We start from the raw sequence: 15756 nt of genomic DNA on the forward strand, positions 1-15756 counted from the left end.
GATGGCAACACAGCGCCTTGCCTTGCGAATCGTCAATTGGCAGCGAACCCATGGGCGCAATGAGCTGCCCTGGCAGAACACCCGTGATCCTTACCGGGTCTGGCTGTCAGAGATTATGTTGCAACAAACCCAGGTCACCACTGTCATCGACTATTACCACAGGTTTGTAGAGCGTTTTCCGTCGGTCAAGTCCTTGGCAAACGCAGACATTGATGAGGTTCTCGCGCTTTGGGCAGGTCTGGGCTATTACGCCCGCGCGCGCAACCTGCACGCTTGCGCCAAGACCGTCGTTGACCTGTGGCAAGGAGAGTTTCCAGAGCTCGCGGCCGATCTCGAGACCTTACCAGGAATCGGTGCCTCGACTGCAGCGGCCATTGCAGCTTTTTGTCATGGCCAGCGAGTCGCCATACTGGATGGCAACGTCAAACGTGTTCTGACTCGCTACTTCGCGATTCGTGATGACATCACCCTAACTGCCACGAATCGGCGCCTTTGGGAAATCGCGCAAAACGAAGTGCCAAGCCATCAACTCATCAGTGCCCAGCCTGATGCCATGGCTCGCTACACCCAAGGCATGATGGATTTGGGTGCCACCGTGTGCACCCGCCACAAGCCCAAATGCAAGCAGTGTCCTGTACAACAGCACTGCCTCGCCAACGAACTCGGGGTGCCTGAGGAGTTCCCGGTCAAAACAGTCAAAAGGCGAGACAAGCCCGTGCGAGATCTCAACTTGCTATGGCTAACGGTGAATGGACACGTGCTGCTCGAAAAACGTCCAGACCAAGGCATCTGGGGAGGACTATGGTGCCTGCCAACTGACACAAACATCTGTAGCCAACTCGGACTTGGAGCCGCTGTGCCAATGGCAAGCTTCGCCCATGAATTGACTCACTTTCGAATGGTCATTACCCCATGGCGCTTGCACCACGCCGCAGCATCGCAAACCTTTCAAACGCTCAACAAAAACCAGCGTTGGGTTCCATTGCTCAGCCTTGATGGCTACGGGCTACCCAAACCGGTGCGGGCATTACTTGCGGGCATTGATGATCGGTGAGCGCTGACACTCATCAAGATCCCAAGTGCTAGCGCTAACGTGAGTAATGCAGTGCCGCCATAGCTAAAAAACGGCAACGGTACACCCACCACCGGCAAGATACCGATCACCATACCGATGTTTACAAATACGTAGACAAACAACACCATGGTGAGACTGCTAGCTGCCAAACGACAAAACGTCGTCTCAGAACGCTGCGCGATCACCAAGCCTCGAGCAACCATCAATAAAAATAAAAACAGCAGGGCCACGGAGCCGTACAGCCCGAACTCCTCAGCAAACACCGCAAAAATGAAGTCAGTTGTACGCTCCGGTATGAAATCCAACTGCGCTTGCGTGCCTTCCATGTAACCACGACCATACAGCCCGCCTGAACCGACTGCAATGGTTGACTGAATGGTGTGAAATCCTTTACCCAGTGGATCCTTGGCAGGATCGAGCAATGTACAAACGCGACCTTTCTGGTATTCGTGCAAGACTACCCAATCGGTCTGCGGAGCGCACAACGAGTCCTCGTAGGCCAACACCAAACCAATGCCAAGTACGGCTGCGATCGTAACTGGAACAAGCAACTTGAAAGACAGCCCTGCAAAATACAACACAAAAAATCCTGCGCTAGCGACCAGCAAGGCTGTGCCGAGATCGGGTTGACGCACAATCAATAAAAACGGCACCGCGACAAGCACCAGCCCAATCAGGTAGTCAAGCGGGTTGCGCTTGCCTTCGCGCTTTTGAAAGTACCAAGCCAGTAGCAGTGGCAATGCTATTTTCATGATCTCAGAAGGCTGCAAGCGAACGAAGCCGAGGTCTAACCAGCGAGTAGCGCCTTTACTGGTATCACCAACAAACATGACCGCCACTAAAAGGAACAGGCCAGCGCCATACAAAAGGGGTGCCATCTTGGCTAGCCACTGTGGCGGAACCAACGCAACTGTCCACATCAACACGAGTGCAAACACAAAATATTGGCTTTGATCTTCAAACCGCCAGTCGGTGCCGCCAACAGCCGAGTGCATCACCAGCAGACCGATGCCAGACAGACATGCCACGATCAGCAGCAAAGGCCAATCAATGGCACGCAACCCCTGCATGAGCCAGTTAAAGAGGCTAATCATCTCGCTGTCTCACCAACGGGTGCTTTTGCAACATCAGCCGTTTCAGGCATCAGCCATGCGTCAAACACTGCTCGGGCAATAGGGGCGGCCACTTCGCTGCCCCACCCTGCATTTTCGACTAAAACTGCCAGGGCAATGGTCGGGTTTTTGCTCGGCGCATAGCCCATGAAGGCCGAATGATCTCTGAGTCGCTCATCAACCTCATCGCGCTTGTACTTGGCGCCCTTGAGGTTAAAGAGCTGAATCGTGCCAGTTTTGCCGGCGACTTCGTAAGGTGCCGTTGCAAATGCTTTGCGAGCGGTACCTACCTTTGTGACATCCACGAGTGCATCGCGCACAGCACTGACCGCTTTAGGATCCAGATCAATTCTATGCATCACTTCCGATGGCACCGGCTCAGCCGAGCCGCCACGCTTGATTGCCCGTACGAGCTGAGGACGATAGTAGGTACCACCGTTTGCAAGCACTGCAGTAGCCTGAGCCAATTGCATCAGTGAGAAAGCGTTGTAACCCTGCCCAATCAGCACAGACACAGTTTCGCCCGGATACCAGCGTTGCTGCTCGGCATCTTTAAAAGCTGATTTCTTCCAGTCGGTCGAAGGTAAGATGCCCGTGCGTTCACCAACCAGATCAATGCCAGTTTTTTGTCCGAAACCGAACGGTTTCATGAAGTCATGCAGCGCATCAACCGTGATCTCCTCAGCCATGGAGTAGTAATAAACGTCTGACGACACCACTAGCGACTTGTGCACATCGACATGACCGTAGGGCACGGAACCGGCGTTTCTAAACCGGGTTTTACCCATCTCGTAATAGCCAGGATCGTAGATTTTTGTATCGGGTGTGCGTTTGCCAAGGGCCATCGCTGCTAACGCCACGAATGGTTTATATGTCGAACCGATAGGGTAGGTACCGTACACAGGCCGGGTAATCAGCGGCTTGTCTTCTGATTCATTCAGTTGCTTCCAACTCTCATGGTCGATCCCATCGACAAACAAATTGGGATCAAACGAAGGTTGCGACACAAAGGCCAGAATCTCGCCATTGTTCGGATCGATAGCCACTAATGCACCACGCTGCCCCTCAAAAGCCTGCTCCGCAATACGCTGCAGCCGCAAATCCAACGAAAGGACCAGGTCATGACCCGGCACTGGGTCAATTCGGTGCAAGGTTTGAACTGGCTTGCCGCGAGCCGTGACCTCGAGCGATTCGATGCCTGTCTGACCGTGCAACTGGGTTTCCCAGGATTTTTCAATGCCTTTTTTTCCAATCACATCTGTGCCGCGGTAATTCCCAAGCTCATTACTGGCATCCAGGTTTTGCAGGTCTCGCTCTGATATGCGACCGATGTAGCCCACCACGTGCGCTGCACTCTGACCTTGAGGATATTGACGCACCCACCGCGCTTTTAACTCTACGCCTGGAAATCGGAATGCCTGAGCCGCAAAATATGCGGCCTCCGTATCAGACAGGTCGTTACGCAGCAAAACTGGCGCAAACGGACCCGCTTCACGCAAACGGCGTTCGAATTGACGTTTTTGTCGATCAGACAGCGATACCACCCGTTCAAGATCCGCCAAGAGTCCATCCATGGAATCAACCTGGGCCGGTACCACATCGAGTGTGTAACTCAAATAATTGCGCGCCAGTACCTCACCGTTTCGGTCCAGAATTTCACCGCGACGCGGCGGGATAGGTACAACAGCCGTGCGGTTGTTGTCGGCTCGCTGCAGCAGGCCATGATGCTGCTGAACCTGTAAAACCCACAAACGCCAACCGAGTAAACCGAATGCCAGCAATACAGCGAAGCCAGCCACCCAGACCCGAAGGCCGAAGCGGTTACGTTCACGTTCGTTGGCACTTTTAAAGTCAAACATGCAAAATAGATCGTCAATCCGTCTGCGAGTTCATTGCAGCGAGTCGGTTGCCCGGCAACAATAGGATCCATCCTACCGGCACCCACAGCAGCGAGGCAAGCAAAATGGCTGCTGCCCACCACCATCCCGGCCATACGCCCATCAGCGAGGCAGTCAGCGCGAGCGTCAGCGTGCGAGCCAACACGAAGACTGGCAGCATGTGCAGAGCCTGCCGCCAAAGGTTAAACCGCAACAGGCGTCGCCGCAGGACCACCGCCCCGTAGCACACCAATACATAGGTGAGCGCATACTGGCCCAAGGGTCCGGAATCATGGACATCAATGAGTAGACCGAAGACAAAGCCAGCGACCAGACCCACCTTATTACCCTCATGCACCACCCAAAAAGCGATCACCAGCATCAGCAGGTCTGGGGCCCAGATCGCCATACGCCATGGCAATAGGCTCAATAAAAACACCAGCAATATCGAACCCCAGACAACCCAACCATCAGTGTGCACATCCCTGCTGTCAGCGCCCATGCCCACCGTACGCAGCAATCCGGCGCGCGCCTCTACGCCACCGTTATCTCGTCGCATCGGCTGGCTCCTCGCTCGATAGCTGATTCGCTTGAGTATCTTTTTCTGTTGCCTGATTTAACGGCACTTTAAGTACCAGAAAATGCCGATACCTCTCTGGATAGGCAGTTGGTTCGGCCAATGCTCTGGCAAATCCTGAAGCCGCATCGCGCTCCACACTTTGCACGGTAGCCACCGACAAACCGGACGGGAAACCACCCCCCACGCCACTGGTCACCAAAGCATCACCTACGCGGATATCTGCATCCGATGAGAAATAACGAACCTCTAGCTTGCCAGGCACGGTGGATCCAAAGGCAATCAGGCGCAGTCCATTGCGCAGCAATTGCACCGGTATCGCAAGTTGCTCATCGGTGAGCATGGCGGCCTCGGCAGAAAACGGCGTCACCCGAATCACCTGACCAACCACACCACCCTCGTCGATCACGGGCATGCCGGGAGCGATGCCATCGCGACTACCCTTGTTAAATACCAGCCGGCGGCGAAATGGCGTCACCGGCTCATACAGGACTTCGACCACCACAGTGGGATAAGCAGGCCGTTGCTCGACCACGCCGAGCAAGCGTCGCAACTGTTCGTTCTCGGTCAATAACTGGGCGGCATTGGTTACAACTTGGGACAGCTCGATGCGCTGGCGTCGCAGGTCATCACTTTCTTGCTGCAGCATACGAGCCGCATTGGTGTAGTCCTGCACCAGCGTGACAGCGTCACGCGGCAGCATTACAGCACGCTGAAACGGGTAGAGTCCAATACCGATCGCCTGGCGCACTGGATTAAGTAGGCGCGAATTGGCATCCACCACCAGCAAAACGACACAAACCAAGCCAAGCAAAACAAGCTTGACCTCGGCCGGCACACTGCGCCGAAACAATTGCAGATCAACGTTGCGAGCCATGACTAGTCGCTTTTAAAACAAGCTCTTGATGACCGCCCCGCACACACTGACCTATGCTGTGGCCAGCCTGGCAGAATTTAGTCGTCGATAAAGATCGCACCAAGCTTTTCCAGGTGCTCCAGAGCATCGCCGCAGCCGCGCACCACACACGTCAAGGGATCCTCAGCCACCACAACAGGCAAACCGGTCTCTTCCTGTAACAGTCGGTCGAGGTCTGCGAGCAAAGCACCACCGCCGGTTAAGGCGATACCTTTGTCAGTGATGTCAGCACCAAGTTCAGGTGGCGTGTTTTCAAGCGCAATTTTGACAGCAGACACGATCTGATTCAGGGGGTCGGTCAGCGATTCGAGTATCTCGTTAGAGGACACGGTAAAGCTGCGCGGCACACCTTCAGCCAGATTACGGCCTTTGACTTCGATTTCACGTACTTCAGCGCCCGGAAAGGCTGAACCAATCTCTTTTTTAATCAACTCTGCAGTTGGCTCACCAATCAGCATGCCGTAATTGCGGCGGATGTAATTGACAATCGCTTCATCAAATTTATCGCCACCGACCCTGACCGAGCCCTTGTAGACCATCCCGCCAAGCGAGATCACCGCCACCTCGGTCGTACCACCACCGATATCAACCACCATGGATCCACTGGCGTCTGAGACGTTCAGACCAGCACCAATAGCCGCCGCCATGGGTTCCTCAATCAGGTAAACCTCACTGGCCCCCGCACCTAGGGCTGACTCGCGGATCGCGCGACGCTCAACCTGCGTTGAACCACAAGGCACGCAAACGATAATGCGAGGGCTTGGCGCAAAGATATTACGCGGGTGGACCATGCGAATGAATTGCTTGAGCATTTGCTCTGTGACGGTGAAGTCAGCGATCACGCCGTCCTTCATCGGACGAATGGCTTCAATGTTACCCGGGACCCGACCAAGCATCTGCTTGGCCTCGCGACCAACCGCCTGAATGATGCGTTTACCACCCCCGCCACTTTCGTGCCGGATCGCGACCACCGAAGGCTCATCAAGCACAATGCCCTTGCCACGAACATAGATCAGCGTATTGGCCGTACCGAGGTCGATAGCCATGTCGCTGGAAAAGTAACTACGCAGGAATCCGAACATGCAAAAGTAGCCAAAAAAAGAAGATAAAGACAGCCTGACGCCAGGTCGGTTCTTACCAAAATTAACGCAATACCAGCTTGGTGTTTCATTTGCTGAAATTGCGGTCAGTGTCAGCCGCCGATTAGCTCTAAATGATAACTTATAATTGTGGGTTTCACGTACTGAAATCGCCAGCTCATCGATGTTCTTATCGTCTGCGCCGGCACAGGAATCTCCCATCATGGCATTGACTGAAACCGACGTGACTCGAATTGCACGACTCGCGAGGCTGCATCTTCAAAATACTGAGGTGCCAGCGCTACAAACCGAGCTAAATGAAGTCATGGGTCTTATTGAGCAACTGCAATCGATCAACACCGAGGGTATCGAACCGATGGCCCATCCCTTATCGGCCATTGGCGACATTGGCCTGCGTCTTCGGGAAGATCGAGCGTTGCCGACTAACGATGAGGCCACGCGCGAGCACTTCATGCAAAACGCCCCCGCTCGTGAAGCGGGTGTGTTTCTCGTGCCAAGAGTAATTGAGTGAGCCTCATGAGCAGATTCCTAAAAGAATTCCCCACCATTCGGGCGTTTCGTCAAGCGCTTGGTCAAGGTCAGTTCTCTGCGCAGGAAGCAGCCTCCACGCTGCTACAGGAAATCGAACAAAACCAGGCACTGAATGCCTTTGTGGATATCAACAAAGAGCTTACGCTGGCACAAGCCCTATTGGCCGACAAACAACTGACCGTGGGTGCGGATAGCGCCAACAGGGTTTTGCTGGGAACGCCGCTGGCGCACAAGGATATCTTTGTCACTGAAGGGTGGCGCACTACCGCCGGCAGCAAGATGCTGCGAGACTACCTGAGCCCTTTTAATGCCACTGTTATCGATGCCTTGAATGCAGCAGGCACCGTTAGCCTGGGTAAAGTCAGTTGTGACGAATTTGCGATGGGCTCGGGTAATGAGCACGCTGCGATCGGGCCAGTCTTGAACCCTTGGGATCATGAAGTCGTTCCAGGCGGATCATCAGGCGGCTCCGCAGCGGCCGTGGCTGCAGGGCTGGTGCTAGGGGCCACCGGTACTGACACGGGCGGCTCGGTCAGGCAACCAGCTGCGCTATGTGGGATTTGCGGTATCAAGCCGACTTACGGTGTGGCTTCCCGATTTGGGATGATTGCATACGCATCAAGCCTGGATCAGGCTGGCGTGATGGCCAATAACGCCGATGACCTGGCACTACTTCTCGATGCAATCAGCGGTTTCGACCCGCGTGACGCCACCAGCATCGAAACATGCCACGGCACCGCCAATGCACCTGGACGTATCCTCGCTGATTACAACAAATGCCTCCAATCGTATGTAGGCGACAAGCCATTAAAGGGCATACGCATCGGCGTACCGAAAGAATATTTCGGTCAGGGACTGAACAACGATGTGGCAACCGCAGTGCAAGCAGCCATTGCCGAACTTGAGGCGCTTGGCGCATCGCGAGTCGACATCTCACTGCCAAACACGGCCTATGCCATTCCCGCTTATTACGTCATCGCACCGGCTGAGGCCTCTAGTAACCTAGCCCGATATGATGCGGTGAGGTATGGGCATCGAACCAGCGAATACAGTGATCTTGAAGACATGACAGCGCGCTCGCGTACCGAAGGGTTTGGGGCTGAAGTCCGAAAGCGCATCATGATTGGCACCTACGTGCTTTCTCACGGTTACTACGACGCGTACTATTTGCAAGCCCAAAGAGTGCGGCGGCTAATCGCTGAAGGATTCCAGACCGCGTTCGCTAACCAGTGCGATGTCATTCTCGGCCCCGTGAATCCGACGGTCGCACCAGCGATCGGTAGCGTGGCACAAGATGCCACCGCTGAGTGGCTTGGTGACATCTATACATTGAGCGTTAATCTCGCTGGCTTGCCCGGCATGTCTATTCCATGTGGCTTTGCCCCCGGACACCGAGGTCAACCACTACCCGTTGGTTTGCAATTAATTGGAAATTATTTCGACGAGGGACGGATGCTGGCGATTGCTCACACCTACCAACAAGTCACGGATTGGCATACTCGCCGCCCCGGAGGTGCAGCATGAAGTGGGAAGTCGTCATTGGGTTGGAGACGCACGTCCAGTTGCGCACCCACAGCAAAATCTTTTCCAGCAGCTCCACCCGATACGGTGCAGCGCCAAACACGCAGGCCAATGAAGTTGACATGGCGTTGCCTGGCTCATTACCGGTACTGAACCGCCAGGCTGTTGAACACGCGATTCGATTCGGTTTAGCGATCGGTGCGCACATTGCACCGCGCTCCATTTTTGCGCGTAAAAATTATTTCTACCCTGACCTCCCCAAAAACTACCAAATCAGTCAGTATGAAATTCCGGTGGTGTCAGGCGGAACGATCAATTGTGTTGTAGGCGATGAGCCACGCACATTTGCCCTCACGCGGGCGCACCTTGAAGAGGATGCTGGCAAATCCTTACATGAAAACTTCACCGGTCCAGACGGCAAACCATGTTCTGGCATAGACCTGAACCGCGCCGGCACGCCACTGTTAGAAATTGTGTCAGAACCAGATATGCGCTCGGCTGCAGAAGCCGTTGCGTATGCCAAAGCACTGCATGCCTTGGTGACGTGGCTAGGCATCTGTGATGGCAACATGCAGGAGGGCTCGTTTCGAATCGACGCCAACGTTTCCGTGCGCCCATTCGGCCAAAAAGAGTTCGGTACCCGTACCGAGACCAAGAACGTCAACTCGTTCAGATTTCTCGAGCGCGCCATCCTATTCGAAGTGCAACGTCAGATTGAACTGATCGAAGACGGTGGCACAGTGACACAGGAAACCAGGCTCTACGACGCCGATCGCGATGAGACCCGGAGCATGCGTAGCAAAGAAGACGCGCATGACTATCGATATTTCCCAGACCCTGATCTGCCGCCATTGGTGATTAGCAACGAGTGGATCGAGCAGGTTCGTGCCAATATGCCTGAGTTGCCGGAACAAATGCGTGAGCGCTTTGTCAACGACATGGGACTGGCGCCGGCCGACGCTGCTCAGATCTGCCAGGATCCCGAAGCAGCGCAGTATTTTGAAGCGGTGGCAAAAGCACTACCTGCCGGCCAAGGCAAATTAGCGGCCAACTGGTTGATGGGAGAAGTCTCAGCTGCTCTAAATCGTGATGACCTTACATTAAGCGCTTGCCCCGTCACACCAGAACAACTGGCAAAGCTGCTAGAGCGTATCATCGACGGCACGATTTCCAACAAGATCGCCCGAGATGTGTTCAGTCAGATGTGGACTTCAGCAGACAAAGATGCCGACCAGATCATTGAGTCAAATGGCTTGAAGCAAATCAGTGACACGGGTGCAATCGGTGCCATGGTAGATGAAGTGATCGCCAACCATGCTGCAATCGTTGAGGAATACCGCGCTGGCAAACAAAAAGCATTCAACTCACTGGTCGGTCAGGTCATGAAACTGGCCAAGGGCAAAGCGAATCCAGCGCAGGTCAATGATCTGCTGAAACAAAAACTTGACGGTTAAATGCCGTAGCGCTGGCGGTAAGCGAGCACGGCTGCCTCATACTGGGCAAACTCAGCACGCTCGCGGATAACCGCCAAAATGTTCTCCAGATTTGCAATTGCGATCACCGGCATACCATGACGCAAGGCAACCTCTTGCACAGCAGAGTTTGTCGATAACTCATGATCGTTGCCCGCTCGCTCCATGCGATCGAGCGCGATGAGAACGGCCACTGGTTCTGCACCTGCACTGCGAATAATATCGACCGATTCGTTGACAGAGGTGCCTGCTGTAATCACGTCATCAATGATCACCACTTTGCCTTTCAGGGGTGCGCCCACTAGCGTGCCGCCCTCGCCATGGGCCTTGGCTTCCTTACGATTGAATGCAAACGGGATACTACGACCCGCTAGGCGCGGATGAGATGAAAGTGAAATTGCAGCTGTTGTGGCCAGAGGTATGCCCTTGTAGGCCGGACCAAACAACATGTCAAAGTCGATGCCGGCATCAATCAGGGCTTGTGCGTAAAATTGACCCAATCGCCCGACGCTTGCGCCATGATTAAACAGGCCTGCGTTAAAAAAGTATGGGCTCAAGCGACCCGACTTGGTCATGAATTCGCCAAATCGCAAAACGCCCTCTTGCAACGCAAAGTCGACAAATGACTCACAGTTTGAGGCCGATATTGAAGTTGCCATGCGTATTTCCTCGAAATTATCGTCGGGTATTGTGATTTTGATTTACAGCGATTATCGCATTGGGGGACCACTTGCTTCGCGTTACATCTCTAAATGTCAATGGCTTGCGCTCAGCCTTCCGCAAAGGCCTATCCCAATGGCTAGACTCACACCAGCCAGACGTGGTTTGCCTTCAGGAAGTCAAGGCACACGAGATCGACCTGGATCAGGCACTTCTACGACCCACCCCCTACGACGGTCATTTTCATTGCGCCGAGAAAAAAGGCTACAGCGGTGTAGGCATCTACACCCGACACGCGCCGAAGACGGTGTTCTCCGGTATAGGACTTGAGGAATTTGATCGTGAAGGTCGGCTGATCGCTGCAAGTTGGGAGAACCTCACCATCGTGAGCGCTTACCTGCCGTCGGGCTCTAGCGGTGACGAACGTCAAGCGGTCAAAATGCGCTTTCTGGATGCATTTGCTCCCTGGTTAGACAACCTGATGCGCACGCATCGGGAGTCCGGTCACGAGTTCATCATTTGCGGTGACTGGAACATCGCCCACAAGGAAATTGACCTCAAGAACTGGCGTGGCAACCGAAAGAATTCAGGATTCTTGCCCGAAGAGCGTGACTGGCTAACGCATGTATTTAACGACATTGGTTTTGTGGATGTATTTCGCCAGCTTGAGCCTGGGGAGGATCATTACACTTGGTGGAGTAACCGGGGGCAAGCCTGGGCCAAGAATGTAGGTTGGCGTATTGACTATCAAATCGCCACACCGGGCATCGCTGCCAGCGCAAAACGCACCGAGATTTTTAAGGCTGAGCGTTATTCGGATCACGCGCCTCTTACGATCGACTACGATGTGTCTATCGGCTGATCTTAATTGACCCTGAACCAGGAACCTGTATGGCTGTCCATGACCCTATCCGAGCACCCATTTTGCTGATCACCGATTTGAGTGCTCGGTGTGACCGGGCCATGGATCGGGCAGCAGCGCTGGCGAAATCGCATGGGGTGCGATTGATCGCACTGCATGTTGTAGAGACTCCCTGGTTAACTAAATTGGCAGACCCCACCTGGCGCAATATGCTGCAAGACAGCACCGAATTTGCCAAGCAGCGTTTAACCGATGATCCCGCCCTGGCCGACGTTGATCTGACTGTCTTGGTTGAGCCAGGTAACCCGCTAGAGGTCATCGAACAGGTCGCAAAAACCAACCATTGCAGCCTGATTGTCTCAGGCACTGCCCGCGATGAAACGCTGGGTCGCATCGTATTGGGCAATACGGTCGAGCGTCTGGCCAGGCGTACCCCCACCCCATTTCTCGTTGTGCGATCACGCCCCTTCACGGCGTATCAAAATATTGTGGTTGCGACTGATTTCTCGGATGGAGCCAGCCAAGCATTGGCATACGCACGTACTGTGTGCCCCTCGACCCCAATGACGCTTTATCATGCATTCGACCAAATCGCAGGCATTTATGAGCTCGATTCACCAACAGTGGCTGAAGAGACTGAGGCCTTGCGCGCCCGGACCAAGCAGTTTGGCCAGTCCACACTTGGCCTTGAAGCCAACAAGTTTCCCATCGTGATTGAACATGGCGCGGCCGATCACTGTTTGCCAGAATACGTCAAGGCACATCGCGTCGAGCTTGTGGTGATGGGCACACACGGCGCCACCGGTGTCAGTCGAACTGCCATGGGTAGTATTGCTGAGAAGCTTCTGAGCCGAGTGCAGTGTGACGTCTTGCTCGTGCCACACGCCAATCGTTGACATCAACTGTTAGCCTCTGCCTTGACCCGATCATCGAGCGCGTCAATCTCTGTGCGTCGTTGCCACAACAACCATAGACCTGGCAGAGCAATGACCACCGTCATCGCAAAAAATATTGGCCACCCAAAAGACTCAACCAAGGGCGGCGTCAACGGTCCGGCCAAATAGGTTCGGCCCACAGCAGACAACGCAGACAGTAAAGCAAATTGCGTGGCGGAAAACTGATGGTTGCACAACCCCATCAGCAGAGCGACGAAAGCAGCGGTCCCCATTCCACCGCACAGGTTTTCTAGTCCAACACCAAACGCCATCAACCAGATGCTTTGGGGACCCACCGCAATTAACCAATAGCCAAAATTAGAGACCGCCTGCAAAATTCCGAATGCCATTAGCGAGCGGTACAACCCGAGCTTTGCCATCAGAGCACCACCGGCGAGTGCGCCTACGATGGTTGCACTTAAACCAAGCAGCTTATTAACAGTACCTACTTCAGTCGGCGTAAAGCCCGCACCCCGAATCAAAAAAGTTGTCGAAAGCGCTCCTGCAAAGGCATCGCCTAATTTATAGAGCACGATCAGCAGCAGCAACATCCACACCTGCGGCCGAGCAAAGAATTCTTTAAATGGCTCAATCACAGCTTCGGTTAACGACACGGGCGCTTGGCCCGGGCGCTCAGGCTCTGGCGCCCAAAGCGTTGCAAGCACGGCGACCAGCATAAGCAAACCCATGAGCGCGTAAGTACGCCCCCAACCAAGCCACTGATCAGCCACGATCAGCGCCAGACCGCCCGACACCAACATAGCCAAACGGTAACCAAGCACTGACAATGCGGCACCGGCTCCTCGCTCGGCTGGCCGCAAAACATCAGTGCGGTAAGCATCGAATGCAATGTCTTGCGTGGCGGAAAAAAAAGCCACCATGACCGCCAGCAGCGCAAGGGGTCCAAGCGATTGTCCGGGCGACAGCATGCCCATCGCGATTAAACCGAGTGCTAGCAATATTTGAGTCACTGCCATCCAACCTCGACGGCGTCCGAGAAGCGGTGGCACATATCGGTCAATGAACGGCGCCCAGACGAACTTCAGCGTGTAGGCAGTTCCCACCAACGTCAAAAAGCCAATTTCTTGCAGTGACACATTCTCCACGGTTGCCCACGCTTGCAGCGTGCCGCCAGTCAACGCCAGCGGCAAGCCACTGGCAAATCCTAGCGCCAACAGTGGCGCGACCCGTCTACCAAAATAGAGACTACTGAGGTTCACGCAAACCACCTGCGGAATTGGTTGCGCTCGCAAACCGATACAACGCCAGCGTTGCACGCCAGCCGGCCAGCCACTTTACCTCGTGCGTCGGACTAAAGGTCACACGCTCAAGAATCTGTAAATCAAGCTTTCTGCATAAATCCTCGAAATCCTTCAGCGTACAAAGATGAATGTTAGGGGTGTTGTACCAAGCGTAGGGCATCTGCCCCGTCACTGGCATCCGTCCTTTTAAAATTGACCAACCATGGGGCCAATAGCCAAAGTTCGGAAACGACACCACCCCAGTGCGCCCGACCCGCACCATTTCGCGCAGAACATGCTCAGTCTGGTGTACCGCTTGCAATGTCTGTGACAGCACGACCGTGTCAAACTGCCGATCACCAAACATGGCCAAGCCATCATCGAGGTTCTGTTGAATGACATCCACACCACGTTCCACGCAGGCAATCACTCGCTCGTCACTGATTTCAACACCGACGCCCCTGATTTGCCTTGTGTCCCGCAGATAACCAAGCAAGGAGCCGTCGCCACAACCAAGATCAAGCACTCGGCTGCCGCGATCGACCCAACTGCCGATGCGCTCGAAGTCGCGCCGAACGTTGAACTCAGTCATGAGACACCTCCTTGGCGATACGCTTGAAATACTCTCGTACCACCGCGTGATAACGCGCATCATCAAGCAAGAATGCGTCATGGCCATGCGGCGCATCGATTTCAGCGTAGGTCACCGGTGTTGCGTTATTCAACAAGGCCTTAACAATTTCGCGTGAGCGCGCGGGCGGGAAGCGCCAATCGGTCGCAAATGACACCAGCAGAAAACTCGCCTCAGTCGGTGCAAGCGCTTTCGTGAGATCACCGCCCGAACTGCGAGCCGGATCAAAGTAGTCTAGTGCCCGAGTAATCAGCAAATAGGTGTTGGCATCGAAATACTTGGAGAACTTCTCACCCTGATAACGCAAATACGATTCAACTTCGAACTCAACATCAAATCCATAGCGCCAAGCACCATCCTCGGCCGGTGCACGTTGCGCTCGGCCAAATTTTTCTGCCATATCATCATCAGAGAGGTACGTGATATGCCCGATCATTCGTGCCACCGACAAACCACGTTTTGGCACTACACCATGGGCGTAGTAATCACCACCATGAAACTCCGGGTCGGTGATAATGGCACGCCTTGCGACCTCATTAAAACCAATATTTTGTGCCGACAATCGGGGCGTGCTCGCAATCACCACGCAATTGGCAACACGCTCGGGACACGTGATGGACCAACTCAGTGCCTGCATACCACCAAGCGAACCGCCCATCACTGCGGCAAACCGTTCAATGCCAAGGCGATCAGCCAAACGGGCTTGCGCCATTACCCAATCCTCGACAGTCACCACCGGAAATGCTGCTCCCCAAGGCTTGCCCGTCTCACTACGAATAGATGCAGGACCGGTGGAACCGAAGCATGAGCCAATGTTGTTGACGCCGATGACGAAGAACTTGTCGGTATCCACGGGCTTACCAGGCCCTACCATGTTGTCCCACCAGCCAATCTCGTTGGGATCATCGGCCGAAATCCCCGCAACGTGATGTGACGCGTTTAACGCATGACAAATGAGAACGGCGTTGCTTTTGTCGGGATTCAACGTGCCATAGGTATGCACGGCTAGCGTATAACGCTCAAGCACCTGCCCAGATGACAGTCGCAGGGGCTCGTCAAATTCGAAATACTGGGTTTTAACCACACCCACCGATCCGCAAGCCGTAGAGCCGGTCCCCGGGTTGGGCGAATCAGAGCAGGTCAGTTGAGGATCAATAGCATTAACCATGATGGACCTCTTTAGCTGGATTTATGAGGCGCCCGCAAGCGGATCAGGCAAATCGGCGCCAAAACGTCTGTAAATTCT

The 15756-nt window shown here is 54.3% G+C and carries 15 protein-coding genes and 1 riboswitch; of the genes, 6 read left to right on the top strand and 9 right to left on the bottom strand.

Features of this window, described 5'->3' with window-relative positions:
* Position 1: 1 nt before the first annotated feature.
* Entirely contained in the window at positions 2 to 1054 is a 1053-nt protein-coding gene (gene mutY / locus DHf2319_RS12110) for an A/G-specific adenine glycosylase (RefSeq protein WP_243478613.1), read from the top strand.
* Here the strand turns inward: mutY and rodA are convergent.
* The 5 genes from rodA to DHf2319_RS12135 form a co-directional block, all read right to left on the bottom strand.
* Complete coding sequence (rodA, locus tag DHf2319_RS12115; protein ID WP_243478614.1) at positions 1000 to 2169, bottom strand: rod shape-determining protein RodA; 1170 nt, start codon at positions 2167 to 2169, stop codon at positions 1000 to 1002. The two genes, mutY and rodA, sit on opposite strands and share 55 nt — an antisense overlap.
* Positions 2166 to 4046, bottom strand: a complete 1881-nt coding sequence (gene mrdA / locus DHf2319_RS12120) for a penicillin-binding protein 2 (RefSeq protein ID WP_243478615.1) — start codon at positions 4044 to 4046, stop codon at positions 2166 to 2168. The genes rodA and mrdA overlap by 4 nt, the downstream gene beginning before the upstream one ends.
* Before the next feature lie 13 nt (positions 4047 to 4059).
* The gene (gene mreD / locus DHf2319_RS12125) at positions 4060 to 4623 is read right to left on the bottom strand and encodes a rod shape-determining protein MreD (protein ID WP_243478616.1); all 564 of its coding nucleotides are present in this window, start codon (positions 4621 to 4623) and stop codon (positions 4060 to 4062) included.
* On the bottom strand, positions 4610 to 5518 hold the full coding sequence (gene mreC, locus DHf2319_RS12130; protein WP_243478617.1) for a rod shape-determining protein MreC: 909 nt from the start codon (positions 5516 to 5518) through the stop codon (positions 4610 to 4612). The genes mreD and mreC overlap by 14 nt, the downstream gene beginning before the upstream one ends.
* Positions 5519 to 5595: 77 nt before the next feature.
* Positions 5596 to 6639 carry a rod shape-determining protein gene (locus DHf2319_RS12135; protein ID WP_243478618.1) on the bottom strand — a complete coding sequence of 348 codons (1044 nt, stop codon included), beginning with the start codon at positions 6637 to 6639 and terminating at the stop codon, positions 5596 to 5598.
* A 220-nt stretch (positions 6640 to 6859) separates the two neighbouring features.
* Here DHf2319_RS12135 and gatC point away from each other — a divergent pair, with 220 nt between their 5' ends.
* From gatC to gatB, 3 genes are read left to right on the top strand one after another with little or no spacing between them, the layout of a single operon-like run.
* The gene (gene gatC, locus DHf2319_RS12140) at positions 6860 to 7168 is read left to right on the top strand and encodes an Asp-tRNA(Asn)/Glu-tRNA(Gln) amidotransferase subunit GatC (protein ID WP_243478619.1); all 309 of its coding nucleotides are present in this window, start codon (positions 6860 to 6862) and stop codon (positions 7166 to 7168) included.
* 5 nt (positions 7169 to 7173) lie between these two features.
* Positions 7174 to 8712, top strand: coding sequence for an Asp-tRNA(Asn)/Glu-tRNA(Gln) amidotransferase subunit GatA (gatA, locus tag DHf2319_RS12145; protein WP_243478620.1), 1539 nt, complete (start codon positions 7174 to 7176; stop codon positions 8710 to 8712).
* The gene (gene gatB / locus DHf2319_RS12150) at positions 8709 to 10163 is read left to right on the top strand and encodes an Asp-tRNA(Asn)/Glu-tRNA(Gln) amidotransferase subunit GatB (RefSeq protein WP_243478621.1); all 1455 of its coding nucleotides are present in this window, start codon (positions 8709 to 8711) and stop codon (positions 10161 to 10163) included. The genes gatA and gatB overlap by 4 nt, the downstream gene beginning before the upstream one ends.
* On the opposite strand, the gene pyrE is transcribed toward gatB, so the two are convergent.
* Positions 10160 to 10840 (bottom strand): orotate phosphoribosyltransferase, encoded by a 681-nt coding sequence (gene pyrE, locus DHf2319_RS12155; RefSeq protein ID WP_243478622.1) that lies wholly within the window; start codon positions 10838 to 10840, stop codon positions 10160 to 10162. The two genes, gatB and pyrE, sit on opposite strands and share 4 nt — an antisense overlap.
* A 71-nt stretch (positions 10841 to 10911) precedes the next feature.
* On the opposite strand from pyrE, the gene DHf2319_RS12160 reads away from it, so the two are divergent.
* On the top strand, positions 10912 to 11703 hold the full coding sequence (locus tag DHf2319_RS12160) for an exodeoxyribonuclease III (protein WP_243478623.1): 792 nt from the start codon (positions 10912 to 10914) through the stop codon (positions 11701 to 11703).
* A 29-nt stretch (positions 11704 to 11732) separates the two neighbouring features.
* Positions 11733 to 12599, top strand: a complete 867-nt coding sequence (locus DHf2319_RS12165; protein ID WP_243478624.1) for a universal stress protein — start codon at positions 11733 to 11735, stop codon at positions 12597 to 12599.
* Between the two features lie 2 nt (positions 12600 to 12601).
* On the opposite strand, the gene DHf2319_RS12170 is transcribed toward DHf2319_RS12165, so the two are convergent.
* The 3 genes from DHf2319_RS12170 to metX form a co-directional block, all read right to left on the bottom strand.
* Positions 12602 to 13858 (bottom strand): muropeptide transporter, encoded by a 1257-nt coding sequence (locus DHf2319_RS12170; RefSeq protein WP_243478625.1) that lies wholly within the window; start codon positions 13856 to 13858, stop codon positions 12602 to 12604.
* Positions 13845 to 14471: a methionine biosynthesis protein MetW gene (gene metW, locus DHf2319_RS12175; protein ID WP_243478626.1), complete on the bottom strand. Its 627-nt coding sequence runs from the start codon at positions 14469 to 14471 to the stop codon at positions 13845 to 13847. The genes DHf2319_RS12170 and metW overlap by 14 nt, the downstream gene beginning before the upstream one ends.
* Complete coding sequence (gene metX / locus DHf2319_RS12180) at positions 14464 to 15678, bottom strand: homoserine O-succinyltransferase MetX (RefSeq protein ID WP_243478627.1); 1215 nt, start codon at positions 15676 to 15678, stop codon at positions 14464 to 14466. Before metX ends, metW begins: the two co-directional genes overlap by 8 nt.
* Positions 15669 to 15747: riboswitch (SAM riboswitch) on the bottom strand. Its footprint overlaps the gene before it by 10 nt.
* Between the last annotated feature and the right edge of the window lie 9 nt (positions 15748 to 15756).

This window comes from Orrella daihaiensis, assembly GCF_022811525.1.
In the GTDB taxonomy this organism is placed as follows: Bacteria; Pseudomonadota; Gammaproteobacteria; order Burkholderiales; family Burkholderiaceae_B; genus Algicoccus; species Algicoccus daihaiensis.